This is a genomic window from Terriglobus sp. TAA 43, from assembly GCF_000800015.1.
Lineage (GTDB): Bacteria > Acidobacteriota > Terriglobia > Terriglobales > Acidobacteriaceae > Terriglobus.
On sequence record NZ_JUGR01000001.1, the window covers coordinates 2,840,309 to 2,857,666 of the forward strand.

Here is a 17,358-nt window from a genome sequence, read left to right on the forward strand (position 1 = left end):
GCCTGAAAACTTCCTCTTGCTATTGCACTAAACACGGTGCACCATATTGCTGTGTTCGCATCCGATGTGTTTTCATTGGCCACCTGCAACACGCGCAAAGAAGATGTTGCATCCTACCCATCATCGGTAGCGGAGGTTTTGTAGACCATGATGTCTGATGAAGATCTGAAGTATTACGCAGCGGCGCACGACGACTATGAGCCAGAGCTCGACGACGAAGACGAAGAAGACGACGAAGACTTCGACGACGACGAAGACGAAGAAGACGAAGTGACCACCACCTCGGACGATGACGACCGCACGTTGGACGATGAGGAAGATGACATCGACGATGAGCCAGATACCGACGATGACACCGACAGCGAAGGCGCAGACCGTCTGCTTCACAGCGAGCATCACGCGGAACAGGCCACGCTGAAGGCATCACCTTCGTCGCAGGCCGATCCTTACACACCCGCAGACAGCGAATCGGTAGAGCCGGAAGAGAGCGCAGCCGAAGTTTCGGTTGGAGTAGCGCTGACCTCCGCAGCGGCTGCCGTGAAGAAGGCTCCTGCAAAGAAAGCTGTTGCGAAAAAGGCTCCGGCCAAGAAGGCAGTCGCGAAGAAAGCCGCAGCACCTGCAGCGAAGAAGGCTGCTAAGAAAGCAGCGACGAAGACCGTAGCCAAGAAGGCCGCAAAGAAATCTCCCCCACCCGCAGCAAAGAAAGCAGCCAAGAAGGTAGCAAAGAAGGCCGCGAAGAAAGCAGCGAAAAAGGTGGCGGTGAAAAAGTCAGCACCCGCAAAGAAGACCACGGCAAAGAAAGCCACCGCGAAAAAGGCGGCAGCGAAGAAAACCGTGGCCAAGAAAGTAGCGGGAGCTAAGAAGTCTGCCACGAAATCGTCTGTGACGAAGCGTGGCGGCAACGTCGCCATTAAGAAGGCGGCGAAATCCAACCAGCGAGGAAAATCCTTGGCAACCAAGAAGGCACCTGCAAAGAAGGCCGCGGCAAAGAAGACTGCCGTGAAGAAGGCTCCGGCGAAGAAGGCCGCAGCGAAGAAGACTGTTGCGAAGAAGGCTCCGGCAAAGAAGGCAGCAGCGAAGAAGACTGTTGCAAAGAAGGCCGTTAAGAAGGCTGTTAAGAAGGCCGCCAAGAAGACCGCAACCAAGAAGGCCGCTAAGTAGTTCGGCCCTTCTCCTAACCGCAGACGGGTAACCGGCTGCACGTAGTTAAGGCAAGCAAAAAGGCCCGGCTCCTCTTCGTGAGGCTCCGGGCCTTTTTGCGTCTGCAGATAAGTCCGGCGGACTGCTTGTTCCTGATCGGAAAGATTTTTGGCTACGGTGTCAGTCTGTTTGTACTGATGGCGGTGGAACCATCCGTCGTGCATCGGCCCATATCATCCAGTGATCGTTCATCGGCTCGGCCCCGCATCGGCCGTAGACACGCCGCGCTGCGACATTATCCACGGCGGCGTTCACACAGACGCGACCGGCGCCCTGCTGAACAAACCACGCACCCATACGAGCAATCAGTTGGTCGGCAATTCCCAGGCCTCGTTTCTGAGCTGCAACGTTGAGCCATTCCAGTTCGCCTTGGCAGGCATGCCTTGTCGTTTTGTTTCCTGCGACGAAGCCCACAATGCTCTCATCTTCGATAGCGACGAAGAGCGCGCGTTCCGGCAAACCATATTGTGGCGAGACCTTCCCGTCCCTGTACGCGGTGATTCTGTTCAGCCAATAGGCCTCGTCCCCCCATTCGACGGCACGGATTTTGACCATCGCGGGGATATCGTCGTCCTCGACAGGTCGAATGACCATGGGCCCTTCTCTCCAGGGAAATAGTGGGATTGCAGAACCGATGCGACTCGTAAGAAACGAAGAGCGGGCCGATGAAGGCCCGCTCATACCGTGTGTTGCTTAAAGAGTGATTACATCTTTGCGGTCTTCGCTTCGGTGATGGCGGCCAGAACCTCTTCGCTGTGATTCTGCACCTTCACGTCGGGCCATACCTTTACGATCTTGCCCTTGGGCGAGATGAGGAAGGTGACGCGCTTGGCGAAGTGGTTGGGGCCAGCAGCCACGACGGGCACGCCGTACTCATCCACAACCTTGTGTTCGGGGTCAGCCAGCAGCTTGAAGGTCAGGTTCTCCTTGGTGCAGAACGCCTTGTGGCTGTCGGCGGTGTCCAGGCTCACGCCCAGAACTGCGGCGTTGGCCTTGTCATACATGGCCTGATCGCGCTGAAAGTTGTGCGCTTCAATGGTGCAGCCCTGCGTCTGATCCTTCGGATAGAAGTACAGAACCACCCACTTGCCCTTGTACTGCGACAGGCTTACCTGTTTGTCTTCCTGCGAGGGAAGAGTGAAGTTCGGGGCAGCCGTGCCCGTTTCCAACAGACCAGCGGCGGCTGCGGCCATCGCCATACGCGCCGTTCCTACCACCGCCAACGCGGCTACCAACACCATGGACCACAATCCTGCACGCTGCATAAACATCTCCCTTGGGAATCTTCCGGTGACAGTATGACTCACGCGCATGGCGGCGGGTAATGGCGAATTTGTAATTTTTTCATCGAGGGCCACGCCATTCTGACGCGACTCAGGCATTGCGCTGCTCTCCAACTACAGCGATGCCTGCCGCATTCGCCTCGCGGAGCATGTTCTCTTCGTCGAAGAGGAGAGTTCGGCCTGCTTCGATTGCCAGGCATGTGGCTCCTGCAGCCTGCATGGCGCGGATGGTGGGAACGCCCACCACAGGGACGTCAAAACGAAGATCCTGCTTGGGTTTGGCAACCTTCACCACGGTCAGTGAACGTGCCAGCGTGGATGCGTTATCGTCCAGTGAACCCATCAGCGCACCGGCGCGGGCAATGCAGGCATCTGTACCTTCCATCGCTTCCACCGCGACGCACGCACCTGCGGCGATGACGACCGTCTGCCCAAGATCGAACCCCGCGATACCGCGCGCCACGGTGAGACCGTAGGCAATGTCGTTGTGTTCGACTTCGTTTGGCGCGCGCTGTGTCAGCACACCCTGCTTGGCCAGCATGGGTTCCAGGTAAGCGGTGGAGCTGATCAGTTCAATACCTTCATCGCTCAGCACTTTGGCTACTGCGCCCAGCAGCATGTCAGTGTTGCGTGTGCTCAGACTCATCAGCAGTTTGGCCAGCCGCCAATCCGGACGGATGGCAGAGAAGATCTGCTTGTGGCGCACCTGCCCGGCCATCACGGCGTTGTGTACGCCGGCCTTCTGGAAGGTGTCGATCAGTTTCGATAGTTCGCCCAGGCTCATCCAGTGGACTTCCATGCCGCTGTCGTTTGTGGCGCGCGTGTCCATCTCCGGATCGGTTTCTTCCTTAATGGCCGCGACCACCACATGCAGCCCGCGTGCCCTTGCGGCCTCAAGCAGAAGAAAAGGGAAGCGTCCGTTACCAGCGATTAATCCAAGCCTGTCCATCAAGCGTCATCGTCACACGTTGGCGGGGATTCGTCCAATGGCGCAATGCCTTCGAAGCGTTCGCGTTACCCTTAAACGTGATGCGAAGCCTGTTTGCCGCCCTTGCCGTTTTGTCCCTCTCCGTACCCGCTGTCGCGCAGGATGCTGCTGTGCACACCGTGGAAATCTCCGCGGGTTTTCGCGAAGCTGTACTGAAGAACTTTCAGGGATATGAATCGCGCCTCAGCACGCATTGCCCCACGGTCACGCCCGACTGGAACGCCGCATCGCACAAACTTTATGGCAAGCCGGTCACGGGTGATGACGGCAACCTGAGCAATGCAACGTGGGTGGAGAGCGTTCCGGGCACTGCATGCGGCGAACACCGGCGCTATCGCGTGCTGGTAACCATTCGCGGTGGACACGCTGCAGTTGCGCCGCTGCTGCCGGGGGAGAGCATCGCCACGCCGCAGTTGGAATCCGATGCGCAGATGCCGCTGATCAAAGCAACGGCGGAGTTCGTTCCCAAAGGCCAGACCTGCCCGGTGGATGTGCTGGATACAAAACTCGACGGCCCTGTCCCCGCCGTTGCGCGCGCGGCATGGAACGAGATCTGGACCGTGCGCACCTGCAATCGCACCCTGAACGTGCCAATTCGGTTTGTGCCGGACATGGTGGGCGAGGGAACGAGTATTCGGATTGAATCAAAGTCTGTGACCGTGGCGCAGTAGTCGCCTAAGAGGTCGACAACGGCGAAGGAAAACTAAATCGTTCCTTCTTTTTCTCGCCAGTCGGAATGTCGAACGTGGGAACACGTGGAGCTGGCAACCCCATCTTGTCCGTCGGCGCTATCTTATGCATTGGAGCGCATAGCAACTTCCGTGAGACGGAACAGATAACGGCACCGTTCTGATCGTGAAGCGCGGCAAAATTCACGGTCAGCGTTTGATCGCCCGACGGAAACTGATAAACCGATCCATCTCCAAAGTTGTCGATTAGTTGATCCATGGCGAGAAGGCAGCCGGACAAATTGCAGGTTGTGCATACGTGCCAATGGCAGATCGAGATGTCTTTCTCGGTGCGCTTCCATGCTGCGCCGTCTTTGGATGAAGCCATGAGGGGGACGCTATGCCCTCCACCCGGCTGATCTTTGCCAACCACTTCCATGCCAATCAACCATAAGAGGCCGTCCTTAGCCATGAAAGTGCCGATGCCGGTGGACGGACGGTCGTAGAAGACCCAACTCTTGCCTCCATCCGAAGAGGTCAGAAATCCGCCGTCTGAGTAAGCTCCCTCGCGAATGACTAACCCCAGGTGCATGGCATCGGAGGCTACAAGATTCTGTCCAAAGGGATAGGACTTTACCAGTGGCAGATATGGCCTTTGGATTACATCCTGATACGACATCCCGCCGTCTTGTGTAATGACGAGGCGATCGGCGAAGCGAACGATCCCATGCTTTGCATCTCCAAAAGCCGCCTCAAGGATTGTGTCTTTGCCAACAGATTTCTGATACCACGTGGCTCCGCCGTCTTCAGTCAAAAACACCGTGCCGCCGTCACCATACGCGTAGCCAAATTTCTCATCGCGAAAGTTGATACCGCGTAGAGTTGGCCCGCCCGACTGCGAATACCGAAGGTTCCAAAGTTGGCCATCCTGAGTTGTGGCAATGCTGCCATTCGTACCGCACACCCAGATGTATCCGTTGCTGCTGGCCACAGCGGTCGGAGTGAAGTGAAGGTCAGCGGGTACCCAGCGTTGCGCCGGGCACAGAACCGCACAGAGAAGTAATACAAGAGACAGGGAGAACGCGCGCACGCCGCCACTATAGCCGACGACGGCTGCCGGAGTGAAGCAGTCAGCTGCTTACTTGATGACGCCGCGTTCGCTCTTGGCGATGAACTCTGCAAGGTACGCGACGCGTTCGCCGAACTCGCCGCTGGCTATCTTTTCGCGGATCGCTTCGAGTGCCTGCGTGGTGTTCAGCCCGCTTGCCTGCAGCAGTCGATAAGCCTGGCGAAGCTGCTTGATTTCTTCGGCGGTAAAGCCGCGGCGCTCCAAACCAACCTTGTTGATGCCGAAGGCCTTGTTTTCGCGGCGCACGCTGGTCAGGCTGTAGGGCAACACATCCTGCGTGATGGTGGTGCCGCCGCCGATGTATGCATAGGCGCCGATGGTGCAGAACTGATGCACGGGCGCGTTGGCGCTGAGGACAGCGTAGTCCTCGACCGTGACGTGTCCGGCGAGCGTGGAGCCGTTGGGAAGGATGCAGCAGTTGCCGATCTTCGAGTCGTGGCCAATGTGGACGTAAGCCATGATCAGGCAGCCATCGCCGATCATTGTTTCGCCGCCACCGCCAACGGTACCGCGGCTAATGGTCACGCACTCGCGAATGGTGTTGCCGTTGCCGATGGTCAGCTTCGTCGGCTCGTTCTTGTACTTCAGGTCCTGCGGGCTGCAGCCGACCGATGAGAACGGGAAGACACGGTTGTCGTCGCCCATAGTCAGGTGGCCGTCCAGCACAACGTGGCTGATCAGTTCGCAGCGTTCGCCCAGCACAACGTTGGGGCCGACGGTGCAGAAGGGACCCACGGTGCAGCTTTCGGGAATGACTGCACCCGGCGCAACGAAGCTGGTGGGATGAATTGCCATGGAACTAGACTGCAGCCTCAGGAAGTGTCGGGCCGTCCTGCTGCGGGTTTGATTCGCCAGCAGTCTTTGCCGGGGCAGCAGTTTGTGACGGACGCGGCACAAGCTGGCACGTCACCGTGGCTTCGCAGGCCACCTTGCCGTCAACCGTTGCTACGCCCTGCATCTTCACGGCGCGCGAACGCCAGTTCAGCACGGTGACCTCAATCTTCAACTGATCGCCGGGAACGACGGGCTTGCGGAACTTCGCGCCGTCAATGCCGGTGAAGACCATCAGCTTGTTCTCGCGGTCGGGGATTTCGTTCAGCAGCAACGCGCCGCCTGCCTGCGCGATGGCCTCAATGATGAGCACGCCCGGCATCAGCGGATAATCCGGGAAGTGGCCGGTGAACTGCGGTTCGTTGACCGAGATGTTCTTCAGGCACAGAATGCGCTGCTTCGGCTCGACCTCAAGGACGCGGTCGATCAGCAAGAACGGATAGCGGTGCGGCAGCAGCTTCATAATCTGCTGCACATCCATGACGGGGGTAACGATCTCACTCATGACAGTTTTGAGTATAGTTCGCTCATCTATCTCATGGCTTCGTTACGTCGCGGTGAACGGGCTTCCATGAGAAGGCCCGCCCATATCAAGTCGATTCGACGGTCGAGTGATCTTTGTGTGCGAGCACGATCGGCTGATAGAACGTTGTTGTTTCTGGCATCAGCCATTCGATTTCGGCGAAGCCGGTTGATTCAAGAGCCTGGGTGAGTTCGGCGCGCGTTAAGGCGCGATATCGAGACGCATAATGTTTGCTTGCCCAGAGTGAGGCCGATTTCCAGGTCAGGTATAGATGAACTTCGTATTCGTTACCGTCCCAGTCCCACACCTGATGAACAATGCGACGCGTCTCATTTTCTGAATAAAAAGTGGGCCCTTGAAAGGATGGACGGGTGGCTAGCAGGCTGTCGTAGTCGCGAATCGTGGCGAGCAGGGCACCTCCGGGCTTTAATCGAGCGGAAATATTCTCCAGCGCCTGGCTCAAATCCTGATCGGACAACAGGTGAGGCAGAGAGTTATCCCCGACCAGTACCGCGTCAAAGTCTGACGTGGGCAGAGCGGAAAGATTTCGCATGTCGGCCACATGGAATGTGATCTCCAGGCCCAATTTGCGCGCTTCACTGGCGGCTCGCCTCACTGCTGCCTTGCTTAGATCCGTGGCAATAACCGAATGACCGCGTTGGGCCATCCCGAGCGCTTGTGTTCCGATCCCACAGGCACAGTCGAGTATCTTGAGAGGGCCTCCAGCCAGCTTGTTTTCGAGCAACGGCCCCAGCGTAGCTGCCTGTCGTTGAATCGAGCGGCCCCAATCCTCAAAGATCAGATGATAGTGTTCTGCCAAATCATCGTAGAATCCCGCGGTGTCCGTGCTCATGGTCCTCCTCAACAGTGGGGCACTACTTGGCGTTGCCCGATCCGGCAGGTGCTGCTGTCTGTCCCTGCGGCTGCAGCAATTGCTGCTCGAAGCGCGGACCAACGGTAGCGTCGCCGCATATCCTTGCCTGCAGCGGAGCTGTGACCTCGCCTTGGTCGAGTTTCGCGGTGCCTTTTGCCACATTCACGCAGGTGTTGTGGTCATAGACTTCGCCGGAGACCCAACGCAGTGCCGAGCGCGCGGACTTGCCCGGAGCAAGCACTACAGGCGTCAGTACCGGGCCGGGGTGCATCCCCTTTGGCGTGTCGGCCTGGGCGTTGAGGGGCGCGTTGGTGATGTCCAACCAGGTGATCTGCGGACGGCGCGGCACTGTGCAGGTTCGTAGCCCTATGTTGGTCAAAACGAGATAGGCGCCCGAGTGGGACATGCCGTTGAATTCGCCGTCGGCGGAGTCAAAGCTCAGAGCGATGTCGAGCGCCGTGCAGGCGGACGGCTTCGAGTCTTGTTGCGGCTGCGCGGGAGTGACCAGCCCCCTGCCGCGATATGGCGACGAACAGCCACACGACAGAAGCAGGAAGGCGGCGATCCCGAGACTTGATGCTTTCTTCATCTGCGGTTGGATGCGCCCGTTAGTCCTTGTGCTTGCCAATAGGCGCGTTGGGCGCGAAGAGTGCCGGATCGACCGGTTTGTAGTGAATCTCTTCCACGAAGCGCTGCGCCACCATGTCGCCGTTGAAGTAGCGGGTGGTGACGTACGGTGTGGGAATGCCATCGACGTCGTGCCAGTCGCTGTACTCTTCCACGTCTTCGTCGAAGTCCTGATATTTTTCGTTGCGGAACTGGAATCTACGGCGCAAGGGGTAGTGATTGCTTAGCTCGATATCGACCGTGACGGAGTCATTGTCTTTGTCGATCAGCGTGACTTCTTCCACTTCGCGGCGCGCGACGACCTTGTGGCCGCCGTAGATGAGCAGCGTCTTCGGATCGGTGAGCCATGTGTTCGCAATGGAATCGATGGAGTAATGGATGCGCCGGAAGTACGCTTGCTGATCCTCTTTGGGAAGCGATTTGCGACCGCGATAGGTCACTTCCACGCCTTCGGTGGTGGTCCATATCTGCACGACATCGCGCTTCTTCGTCAGTTCAATGCGGTCTTCCCATTGATTTTTGGGCAGCACATGGTGGAACTGCATGTATTCGCCTACGCCGGTGGGCTCATTTTTATAGAACGACGAAGTGCGGCCGCGCAGAATATAGTCGCCGCGATTCAGCCACTTCTGTCCGCCCAGTGCTGTGTACATGGTGTTTAGCGCCGCGCGTGCCTTGGCCTGATCAATCTCTTCGCCGGGCTTGGGCTGCGTGACAATGATCTGTTCTTCGCGCTTGTTCTCTTGCTGGGGAGGGAGCGTCAGCACCCGTTCCTGCGTATGAGCAACGAACGGCATCAGAAAGCAGCACGCAGCGATTGTTGTGATTCCGTTGCGAACGCGCTTTTTCATCAATCTCTCCATAGCCTCTTATCCAACCAGCACGGCCCCGCCGTTCACGTTGAAGATCTCACCGGCCACAAATCCTGCAAGCGGTGTGCACAGGAACAGGATGGGGCCTGCGATCTCTTCGGGCGTGGCTACGCGGCCCAGCGGAATGGCGCTGAACACCTTCTTAGACGCGATTGGATCGGTGAGAGTACTTTCGGTCATCTCGGTATGCACCCACCCCGGCGCGACACAGTTTACGCGGATACTTTGTGGCGCTAGTTCTGTTGACAGTCCCTTGGTCATGCTGATGAGCGCGCCCTTGGTGGCGGCGTAGTCAGCATGGAAGGCCTCGCCGCGCTGTCCGGCGGTGGAACTGACAAGGATGACATGGCCGCGAACGTTGTCGATGGGCTGCTGAGATTGCATCTGGGCCACCGATGCGCGAATGAGACCGAAAACGCTGTCCAGATTGACGCCGATGGTGCCACTCCACTGCGCATTGGACATGCTGCCGATGGGTGCATCGTGTGGCGGCCAGATGCCGTGATTGGCGACAAGAATGTTCAATGAGCCGAAGTGCTGCACGGCGGCCTTTACGAGAGCGTCGCCATCCGCAGCGGTGGCAAGTTCCTGACGAATGGCGAGGCACCATTCCGGTCCACCACACTCTTCCTGCAGAGCCAGAGCCTGCGCTTCTGCCGCGCGATAGGAAAACGCAACCATTGCGCCTGCCTTGCGAAACAGGCGGACAGCAGCCGCGCCAATACCGCGTGAGCCGCCGGTGATGAGAGCGACGCGACCTTCCAGAGAGAGTGAGACACCTGCATGTTGCATGTGTTCACGCTACACGATGCGTTAGAACAGCCGCTCTGCCCGGCGCAGATTGCCTGCGGTGCCTATGTTGGCCAATGTGAAGTTGAAGCGATAGGCATTTTCGTTACGAATGCTGCCCAGTTCGTATTTGCGGTATTCGCCAGAGATGCCGCAGCAATTCCAGTTGTAGGAAACCTGTGATGCCGCGTACTGTACCTGCGACAGCTTCAGATCGATACCGGCATTGGCGGCAATGCTAAGGCCGGGCTTTGCAGGAGTTCCGTAGCCCAGCAGAACACGGAGCTGGCTGAAGTCGCTGATCAGGGACGTAGCGGTGCTGCCGCCGCCGGTGTCGGTGGTGAAGCGTCCCGGAGCGTAGAGGCGAGCGTGGCTTAGTCCGCCAAAGAAGTTGCCCTGATGAAAGTCCAGGAACACGTTGCTCTGACGCATGCGTCCCGCGTGCAGGTCATAGGCCATGTCCCATTCCACGTCGATGTGGTCCGTGGCGCTGAGCTTCATCTCGCTCACGAGGGGCGAGGCGCTGCGAAAGTCTGTGAGGAACGCGATGCCGCTTAGATCCAGCGTGCTGTCCAGAACATTTCGGCGATTCAATACCACCACGCCATCGGGGTTCGTCGGTGTGAGGAGTCCGCCGAACGTGTCGTCGAAGTAGTGGCGCTGCACCAGCTTCCAGCGAATGGTTTCGCGTGTGCCGCCACAGGACGAGTTCGTTTCTGCGGGGTCTTCGTTCGCACCGCAGGCGCGTTCCTTGGTGGGGCGTAGGAACAGGCGTTGCGTGAATCCGTACTCCAACTCGTTGCGGTTTGCGACAACGTCTGTGTCGTCGAAGCGTAGTGTGCGAGCAAAGTCTGTAACGCCGCTTGCGTAGCGGTAGTTCATTTCAGGTTCGATGGTGTGCCGCGCTTCACGTCCTAGCAGCTTGCGGAAGGCGCCCGTATCGAAGGTGCGTTCCAGCACGGGGAAACGCATCTCCATGCCCGCTTCCGTCACAAAGCGATTCAGGCCGGGCGTGCGTTCCGTGGGAACTGGACCGGGCAGCGCTGTCGCGGAGCGCGAGTGTGAGTAATAGGTATCGTGCAGACCGACTGAGGGGCGGAAACGGAACCCCGCGAAACCAAAGGGCATGGCAAGCTGCGGATGAACGTCGTAACGACTCACCAGGTCTGATGCGAAGCCTGTCTGCGCTGAGGGGGTGCCCTGGGTGCGCTTCAGCCCTGCATACTGCATGGTGGAGCTCCACAGGAAGGGCGTGGTGCCAATGCGACGTTCCAGCGAATCCAGATCGAACACAGGTGCGTGAAAGATACGGATCTGCTCGCCCGTGCTGACAATCTTGAGACCCTGATAACGATCTGTTTCGAAGGCGGCCACATAGCCGTTGCGGGCGGTCGTGCCATACAGATACGACTTGATGTCGGACGACACAGCCTGATTGAAGTTGTCAGTGAAGGCTTCGCGATAGATGTAGCTGCTCAGGTATTCGGCATCGGCGGCGACGCGTGTATGCAGCCTGAAGTCCTTGCGACCAGAGAACGCCACATCTTCACCACCCTGATTCACATAGGTGTTCGTCGTGGTCGTCTTGCCATTGGTCGTGGTGGTGGTTGCCTGATAAAAACCGCGATCCAGCAGGCCGGAGTAACGCGCGCGCAGGAAATCGTTATTGCGACCCTGCATACGGAAGTTGGCGGCCTGTTCCCATCCGCGACGTGAGAAGTATTCCGCACCCACCGTCAGGTCGGCCGAGCGGCCTAGCGTCATGTAGAACTGTTCGCCGATCACGATGCCCTTGGTGCTCGAGTTGCCGAAGATGGGAATCATGAAGCCGCTCTGGCGTTCTTCGCTATCGGTGGGGTGCGTGGCGTACGGCAGGAAAAACACCGGGATGTTGTACAGCCGGAAGAGGGTGTTCTTCGCGCGGGCTTTTCCATCGCGTATCAGGAAGTGTCCGGCGGCAAGCTGCCAGTCCGGACGTGGCAACTGGCAGCTTGTCACCGTACCGTCGATGATCTCCATCTGCTGCGGCCCGGTACGGATGACTTCACGGCCGGTGAACAGGAAAGGATTATCTGTGGTGTAGGTAGTGCTGCGGATTGTCTGCACTACGCCGCCAGTCTGCAATACACCGGTCGCCGGCTTCACGCTGGTCGTCAGTTTTACGCCAATGGAGCCGGACACGTTGTACATGCGACCGTTTTCCGTATGGATGTTCAGCAGCGCGCGGCTGGCCTGCATGCTTTCACGGCCACTGTCCGCCGTGATGTGCACGTGGCCTTCAGCTTCCGCGTCACCGGTGGTCTGGTCATAACGGATGTGGTCAGCTTCCAGTCGATAGTCGCCGTAGGTGACCACCACGTTGCCATCCAGCAGCAGCATGTTGCCATTTCGGCTCTGGCGGTCGCTATCGATGGTGATCTTTTTTGCTGAAGGCTCCGGCACAGGGACGGCTGTGGGAAACCGTTCCGTGCCCGGATCCTGCGGCAGATCGCGCGATTGCGGCGTTGCGGCAGAGGATGTATCCGCAGGGGGTTCCTTGGCAGTTACCTGCTGTGCCGTCGCAGACACTCCAAACGCTGCTGCCAAAGTGATACACCAGCAAATACAGGCTTCGCGCACGGATGCGAAGCCAGGCGGCAACACCCCGGAGCGCGTGCTGGATGTCTGCGTTACGTTCTTCCGGAAAATGGCGTTGCTGCTCACTGAAGTTTCTATTCTACGAAAGTGAGACGCCTTGAGCACCGCGAGCCCTCTCCCCCTGCAGCCGCTACCCGCTGGCACCGTTTCTGAAGAGGAAGCACGCGCCCTCAAGCGTGAGATTGCCAACCGCCTGGCCGAGCACCGCCAGCGCCGCGGACGTCCCTCGGAGATGCAGACCTCGCTGCCGATTGAGGTCCCCGCACCACGTCATCGCGTTGCGGACTCTGTGGCCGCCCGTTACGCCCGATCCGTTTCCTATAGTGACTTTCTAAAGCAGGAAGCAGAGGCCGCCATCCGGCAGGCCGAGGCAGCCGCCGAGGTGGCTCGCCGCAATGCTGAGGCCATTGCCGCCGCGCAGCAGCAGCTTCTGGAAGAGATTGAGCAGTGGAACGAACCGGTAGCGCCCCAGCCGGAAGCGCATGGCCCTGCCGAGGTCATCACCTTTGCTGCGCCGGTGGAGACGGAATCGCCGCTGGGAGTTTCTGAAGCTGTTACGGAATCCCGGATTGTGGCGGTCGACGAGCCCGTGAGCGTTCCGGCACCGCAGATCGCAGAACCTGCTGCAGCGCCCGTTGTGGCGCAGTCTGTGGTTGCAGCGCCTCCTGCTCGTCCGGATTTTGCGCAGGTGTTCACCGCTGCGGTCAATGAGATTCAGGAACGACCAGCAACCCTGGCTGAGCGCCTGGGGCTGGCTACCGGACCGTTGGATTCTGCTGTAGCCCTGCCGACGAACCTGATTGAATTTCCTCGCCAGCTTGTGGCCGCACGCAAGGCTCGTCCGCGTCTGGCGGAAGGTCCTCTGCGTGAAGAAGCAGATGCCGCGCCAGAGCGTGCGCAGCTTCGCATCTTTGAGGTGGAAGCCAGTGCCGTCTCAACGGAGCCTGTGATCGAAAGTATTCTGCCGGAGTGGCACACCATCCGTCTGGATGTGGATGCGTCGGTGCGCATGGCAGAGTCGCCCGATGCACAGATCTCATTCGCTATGCCGCTTTATGTGGCACCGGGCAGCCAGCGCATGATGGCGTTCCTGGTGGATGCCTGCTGCGTTGTCACTGGATTCCTGATGGCGGTAACGGTGGCGGCTTACGCTTCGCCGGTTCTGCCCACGGGACTGTCTGCGGTGTTGGCTTCGGTGGTCACATTGTTTGCCTTTGCCATTGGCTACCAGGCACTGTTCTTCTCACTGAGCGGCACCACGCCGGGTATGCGCTATGCGCGCATTGGCTTCTGCACCTTCAGCGACGAAAATCCCACGCGCAAGGCAATGCTGCATCGCATCTTTGCTCTGCTGCTGGCAGGTATGCCACTGGGGCTGGGACTGCTGTGGGCGTGCATGGATGAAGAGAATCTCGGATGGCACGACCGCATCTCGCGCATGTATCCGCGTGGATACTAACGCGTTCGCGATAGGCTGAAGGGGCCATGGCGTATGAGCTTACCCCGAGCCGTAATCGCAAAATCCTCATCGCGCTGTGGCTGTTTCTCTATGCTTCGTTTGCGCTGATTGTGCCGCCACTGCTGAACGATGCGGACTCTGTGCATGCGGAAGTGGCGCGCGAGATGATTGTGCGCCGCGACCCCGTCACGCTGTACGCCAACGGTATCCGCTACCTGGAGAAAGCGCCCCTTCTGTACTGGTCGATGGCAGCCAGCATGGAGTTGTTCGGCGTTGGGGCAGTTGCAGCACGACTGCCGCTGGCTCTTTTCGCGTTGGCACTGTTTCTGGTAACTGAGAGCTTCGCACGTCGTGCCTTTCGTAGCGCGCGCGCAGGTTTCTATGCAGCGATGTTATTGCTGCTGTGCTTCGGCATCTTTATCTTCACGCGCATCCTGATACCCGACGTCATCGTGTGTCTTTGGTTGACGGCATCGCTGCACTGCTTCTGGATCACGGAGCAGCAGGGCGAGCAGCCGTGGCGTCTGCCTGCCATCGGGTTTGGTGCGGCGTGCGCGCTGAACCTCCTCACCAAGGGATTGATCGGCCTCGTCTTTCCCATTGGCACCATCGTCCTGTACCTGTTGATCACGCGCGGTTTCGCTGGGACTCTGCGGCGTCTGTGGAAGCTGCATCCCATCTCGGCGCTGGTGACGTTTCTGCTGATAGGTGCACCGTGGCATATCGCTGCCGGACGTGCGAATCCCACTGAAGGACATCCCGCAGGATTAACGCATCCCGGCCACATCTTTCCGTTGTTTTGGAAGGGCTGGCTGGTGGGCGAGCCTTCGTATGGCAACGTGCACGGTTGGACGTGGTTCTACTTCATGAACGAGTATCTGCTGCGTTACCTGAACCTTCGCGTGCCGCGCGACTACGCCACCGTGCCGCTGCTGCTGTTCTGGGGGCTATTGCTGGTGTGGATGATGCCGTGGAGCGCGTTTCTATTCAAGGCAGTTGGCGCTGCACCATGGCGTGCATTTCGTTCGCGCGGCGTTGCGCTGTCGTTAGATAGCGAACAGAAAACATTGCTGCTGTTGACCATCGCGGGCCTGTTGCCGCTGGTGTTTTTCTCCTTCTCTACACGGCAGGAGTATTACGTTCTGCCCTCGCTGCCATTCTTTGCGATGTTGATTGGCGGCTGGCTGGATCGTGAAGCGACCGAGGTTGAGGATGGAGTCATTCCGGCGACGCTGGGACAGAGCGGGCAGCGCATCGCGACTGTTTTATTGGCCTTCGGAACTCTTGCGTCGTTCGCGTGTGTGTTCTTTCTGGCGCATGCGAACGAGCCTCCGCCAACGTTCGAACTGGCCACCATGCTGCAGCGGCATCCCGGGTTTTATGGATTGTCTTTCGGGCACGTTTTCGACCTGAATGCAAATGCAATGGGCGCGTTTCGCGATCCGTTGACACTCACAGCGGTTGCGCTCTTCGGTGGCACGCTGATCGCATGGTGGCTGCGAAAAAACTATCGTCCGCATCACGCCAATATCGTTCTTGGCATTGCCACAGCCATGTTTCTTGTGGCCGCTCATAAGGGATTGCAGACCTTCGCCCCCGTACTCAGTAGCGAACGGTTGGTGCGGACAATTCAGCCGGATCTCCGGCCTGATGATCTGATTGTGATCAACGGCGAGTACGAATCAGGATCGACGCTTGGTTTTTATCTGCATCGCGATAACATCCACATCTGGAATGGGCGGTCATCGAGTCTCTGGTACGGCTCGTTCTTCACGGACGCGCCAGAAATCTTCGAGACCGACGCATCCATGCGCCTGCGCTGGACGGGCGTGCAACGGATCTTTGTGTGGACAGAGCCGGGCAAGCTTCCCGCCTTGCCCGGCCGGACTTACATCGTGGCAGAGGGCGGCGGAAAACAGATCATCAGCAACCGTGACACGGTCTACTAACGCGAACGCGCGCGTTCAATTGCCCGCACCACAGCCTTCGATTTGTTCACCGTCTCTTCGTACTCGGTCTGCGGAACGGAGTCTGCCACTACGCCGCCACCGGACTGAATGTAGCCGTCCTTGCCGTGCATGAAGAGGGTGCGGATGGCGATGCAGCTATCCAGGTTGCCGCTGAAGTCCGCATAGAAGATGCTGCCGCCGTAGACGCCCCGGCGCGTGGGCTCCAACTCCTCAATGATCTCCATGGCGCGAATCTTCGGCGCGCCGCTGAGCGTACCTGCCGGGAAGCAGGATCTGAACGCATCAATCGGCGCAAGATCGGGACGCAGCTTGCCCTCAAGCGCGCTCACCAGGTGCATCACGTGCGAGTAGCGCTCAATGAACATCAGCTTCTTCACTTCGACTGAACCGAATTCACTGACGCGGCCCAGGTCATTGCGCCCCAGGTCGACCAGCATGACGTGTTCGGCGGTTTCTTTCGTGTCCTTCAGGAGATCTTCTTCCAGTCGCCGATCGCTCGCCTCGTCATCGCCACGGGGGCGTGTTCCTGCAATGGGATGATATTCAATCTGCCCACTGTGGACGCGTACAAGCAGCTCAGGTGATGAACCCACAATGTGCGCAGGGGTCTCTGTCTTTGCGCCGGGCTTCTTCATAGGGAAGCGCAGGAAATACATATACGGCGACGGATTCACGATGCGGAGCGAACGATAGATCTCAAACGGATCCACGCCGGGCTTGCAGTCGAAGCGCTGCGACAGCACGCACTGGAAGATGTCGCCCGCGGCCACGTAATCCTTCACCTTTGCCACTGCCTTCATGTAGTCGCGCTTGGCGGTGCGAGGCGTCAGTTGCAGCGGACCCAGCGGCTTGTGCTTTCTCGCAACAGGCAGCGGTCCAGCAAGCTGCTTCTCCAGGCGATCCAGACGGCGAACCGCCTTCGCATATGCCTTCTCCGCATCCGGTTCGCGCTTCAGATCGGCCGTGATGATCAGGAAGATTTCCTTCTTCACATGATCGAAGGCAAGCACTTCGTCGAAGAACATAAGGCATGCATCGGGGACGCCGAGTTCGTCCTTCGCGGTCTCTGGAAGACGTTCAATCTGTCGCACCACGTCATACGCAAAGAACCCAACGGCGCCTGCGGTGAACGGTGGCAGGCCGGGTAGCTTTGCGGGTTTGTGCTCGCTCAGCGCAGACTTCAGCTCGTGGAAGATGTCGCCTTCATACTGCCGAGTCTTCTTGCCGTCGATCGCCGTGATGGCGCGGCCACGCGATTCCAGCTTGCGATACGGACGGATGCCGATGAAGGTGTAGCGGCCAATGCGTTCGCCGCCTTCGACTGACTCCAGCAGGAACGCTTCCGGTTCTTCTGCGGCAATGCGCAGGAAGGCGCTTACCGGCGTCTCCAGATCAGCGGTGACCGTGCGGTAGACGGGAATGAGCGTGTGCTTCTTCTTCACGAGCGCGAGGAAGCTCTTCAGATCGGGCGTGGCGGAAATGGTGCGTGGCATGGCGGCTGAACTAAT

16 protein-coding genes are annotated in these 17,358 nt (G+C 58.8%); 4 read left to right on the forward strand and 12 right to left on the reverse strand.

All coding sequences use genetic code 11. The features are described 5' to 3' along the window. The first annotated feature begins 147 nt into the window (after nucleotides 1–147). Nucleotides 148–1,161, forward strand: a complete 1,014-nt coding sequence (locus M504_RS22330; RefSeq protein WP_198137583.1) for a hypothetical protein — start codon at nucleotides 148–150, stop codon at nucleotides 1,159–1,161. Between the two features lie 159 nt (nucleotides 1,162–1,320). On the opposite strand, the gene M504_RS12110 is transcribed toward M504_RS22330, so the two are convergent. The 3 genes from M504_RS12110 to M504_RS12120 all read right to left on the reverse strand — a co-directional run bounded on the left by M504_RS12110 (nucleotide 1,321) and on the right by M504_RS12120 (nucleotide 3,432). Further along, the gene (locus M504_RS12110; protein ID WP_047491681.1) at nucleotides 1,321–1,794 is read right to left on the reverse strand and encodes a GNAT family N-acetyltransferase; all 474 of its coding nucleotides are present in this window, start codon (nucleotides 1,792–1,794) and stop codon (nucleotides 1,321–1,323) included. A gap of 110 nt (nucleotides 1,795–1,904) precedes the next feature. Next, a complete protein-coding gene (locus M504_RS12115; RefSeq protein WP_047494687.1) occupies nucleotides 1,905–2,465 on the reverse strand; it encodes a peroxiredoxin in 561 nt (186 codons plus the stop codon). A gap of 109 nt (nucleotides 2,466–2,574) precedes the next feature. Then, nucleotides 2,575–3,432, reverse strand: a complete 858-nt coding sequence (locus M504_RS12120) for an LpxI family protein (RefSeq protein WP_047491684.1) — start codon at nucleotides 3,430–3,432, stop codon at nucleotides 2,575–2,577. Nucleotides 3,433–3,512: 80 nt separating this feature from the next. Here M504_RS12120 and M504_RS12125 point away from each other — a divergent pair, with 80 nt between their 5' ends. Then, nucleotides 3,513–4,142: a hypothetical protein gene (locus M504_RS12125; RefSeq protein WP_047491687.1), complete on the forward strand. Its 630-nt coding sequence runs from the start codon at nucleotides 3,513–3,515 to the stop codon at nucleotides 4,140–4,142. A 4-nt stretch (nucleotides 4,143–4,146) separates the two neighbouring features. Here the strand turns inward: M504_RS12125 and M504_RS12130 are convergent, their stop codons facing one another. From M504_RS12130 to M504_RS12165, 8 genes are all read right to left on the reverse strand, one after another. Continuing rightward, a complete protein-coding gene (locus tag M504_RS12130) occupies nucleotides 4,147–5,229 on the reverse strand; it encodes a hypothetical protein (protein WP_156993718.1) in 1,083 nt (360 codons plus the stop codon). 48 nt (nucleotides 5,230–5,277) lie between these two features. Continuing rightward, nucleotides 5,278–6,063 carry an acyl-ACP--UDP-N-acetylglucosamine O-acyltransferase gene (gene lpxA / locus M504_RS12135; protein WP_047491693.1) on the reverse strand — a complete coding sequence of 262 codons (786 nt, stop codon included), beginning with the start codon at nucleotides 6,061–6,063 and terminating at the stop codon, nucleotides 5,278–5,280. 4 nt (nucleotides 6,064–6,067) lie between these two features. Further along, the gene (gene fabZ, locus M504_RS12140) at nucleotides 6,068–6,604 is read right to left on the reverse strand and encodes a 3-hydroxyacyl-ACP dehydratase FabZ (RefSeq protein ID WP_047491696.1); all 537 of its coding nucleotides are present in this window, start codon (nucleotides 6,602–6,604) and stop codon (nucleotides 6,068–6,070) included. 85 nt (nucleotides 6,605–6,689) lie between these two features. Next, nucleotides 6,690–7,475, reverse strand: coding sequence for a class I SAM-dependent methyltransferase (locus M504_RS12145; protein ID WP_047491698.1), 786 nt, complete (start codon nucleotides 7,473–7,475; stop codon nucleotides 6,690–6,692). A 22-nt stretch (nucleotides 7,476–7,497) separates the two neighbouring features. Continuing rightward, nucleotides 7,498–8,124, reverse strand: coding sequence for a DUF4232 domain-containing protein (locus tag M504_RS21325; protein ID WP_198137584.1), 627 nt, complete (start codon nucleotides 8,122–8,124; stop codon nucleotides 7,498–7,500). Beyond that, nucleotides 8,105–8,974 (reverse strand): hypothetical protein, encoded by an 870-nt coding sequence (locus M504_RS22335; protein ID WP_047491702.1) that lies wholly within the window; start codon nucleotides 8,972–8,974, stop codon nucleotides 8,105–8,107. The genes M504_RS21325 and M504_RS22335 overlap by 20 nt, the downstream gene beginning before the upstream one ends. An 18-nt stretch (nucleotides 8,975–8,992) precedes the next feature. Continuing rightward, nucleotides 8,993–9,787, reverse strand: coding sequence for an SDR family NAD(P)-dependent oxidoreductase (locus M504_RS12160; protein WP_047491706.1), 795 nt, complete (start codon nucleotides 9,785–9,787; stop codon nucleotides 8,993–8,995). 21 nt (nucleotides 9,788–9,808) lie between these two features. Further along, the gene (locus M504_RS12165; RefSeq protein ID WP_232296266.1) at nucleotides 9,809–12,487 is read right to left on the reverse strand and encodes an LPS-assembly protein LptD; all 2,679 of its coding nucleotides are present in this window, start codon (nucleotides 12,485–12,487) and stop codon (nucleotides 9,809–9,811) included. 31 nt (nucleotides 12,488–12,518) lie between these two features. On the opposite strand from M504_RS12165, the gene M504_RS21330 reads away from it, so the two are divergent. After that, nucleotides 12,519–13,880, forward strand: coding sequence for an RDD family protein (locus M504_RS21330; protein WP_052200668.1), 1,362 nt, complete (start codon nucleotides 12,519–12,521; stop codon nucleotides 13,878–13,880). 26 nt (nucleotides 13,881–13,906) lie between these two features. Next, nucleotides 13,907–15,829 carry a glycosyltransferase family 39 protein gene (locus M504_RS12175; RefSeq protein WP_047491708.1) on the forward strand — a complete coding sequence of 641 codons (1,923 nt, stop codon included), beginning with the start codon at nucleotides 13,907–13,909 and terminating at the stop codon, nucleotides 15,827–15,829. Here the strand turns inward: M504_RS12175 and trpE are convergent. Beyond that, a complete protein-coding gene (gene trpE / locus M504_RS12180) occupies nucleotides 15,826–17,343 on the reverse strand; it encodes an anthranilate synthase component I (protein WP_047491711.1) in 1,518 nt (505 codons plus the stop codon). The two genes, M504_RS12175 and trpE, sit on opposite strands and share 4 nt — an antisense overlap. Between the last annotated feature and the right edge of the window lie 15 nt (nucleotides 17,344–17,358).

Coding starts and splice junctions, on each gene's coding strand:
- M504_RS12160 (WP_047491706.1), bottom strand. CDS start 9,787: ATGCAACATGCAGGTGTCTCACTCTCTCTGGAAGGTCGCGTCGCTCTC.
- lpxA (WP_047491693.1), bottom strand. CDS start 6,063: ATGGCAATTCATCCCACCAGCTTCGTTGCGCCGGGTGCAGTCATTCCC.
- M504_RS12115 (WP_047494687.1), bottom strand. CDS start 2,465: ATGCAGCGTGCAGGATTGTGGTCCATGGTGTTGGTAGCCGCGTTGGCG.
- M504_RS12145 (WP_047491698.1), bottom strand. CDS start 7,475: ATGAGCACGGACACCGCGGGATTCTACGATGATTTGGCAGAACACTAT.
- M504_RS12110 (WP_047491681.1), bottom strand. CDS start 1,794: ATGGTCATTCGACCTGTCGAGGACGACGATATCCCCGCGATGGTCAAA.
- M504_RS12125 (WP_047491687.1), top strand. CDS start 3,513: ATGCGAAGCCTGTTTGCCGCCCTTGCCGTTTTGTCCCTCTCCGTACCC.
- trpE (WP_047491711.1), bottom strand. CDS start 17,343: ATGCCACGCACCATTTCCGCCACGCCCGATCTGAAGAGCTTCCTCGCG.
- fabZ (WP_047491696.1), bottom strand. CDS start 6,604: ATGAGTGAGATCGTTACCCCCGTCATGGATGTGCAGCAGATTATGAAG.
- M504_RS12175 (WP_047491708.1), top strand. CDS start 13,907: ATGGCGTATGAGCTTACCCCGAGCCGTAATCGCAAAATCCTCATCGCG.
- M504_RS22335 (WP_047491702.1), bottom strand. CDS start 8,974: ATGAAAAAGCGCGTTCGCAACGGAATCACAACAATCGCTGCGTGCTGC.
- M504_RS12120 (WP_047491684.1), bottom strand. CDS start 3,432: ATGGACAGGCTTGGATTAATCGCTGGTAACGGACGCTTCCCTTTTCTT.
- M504_RS22330 (WP_198137583.1), top strand. CDS start 148: ATGATGTCTGATGAAGATCTGAAGTATTACGCAGCGGCGCACGACGAC.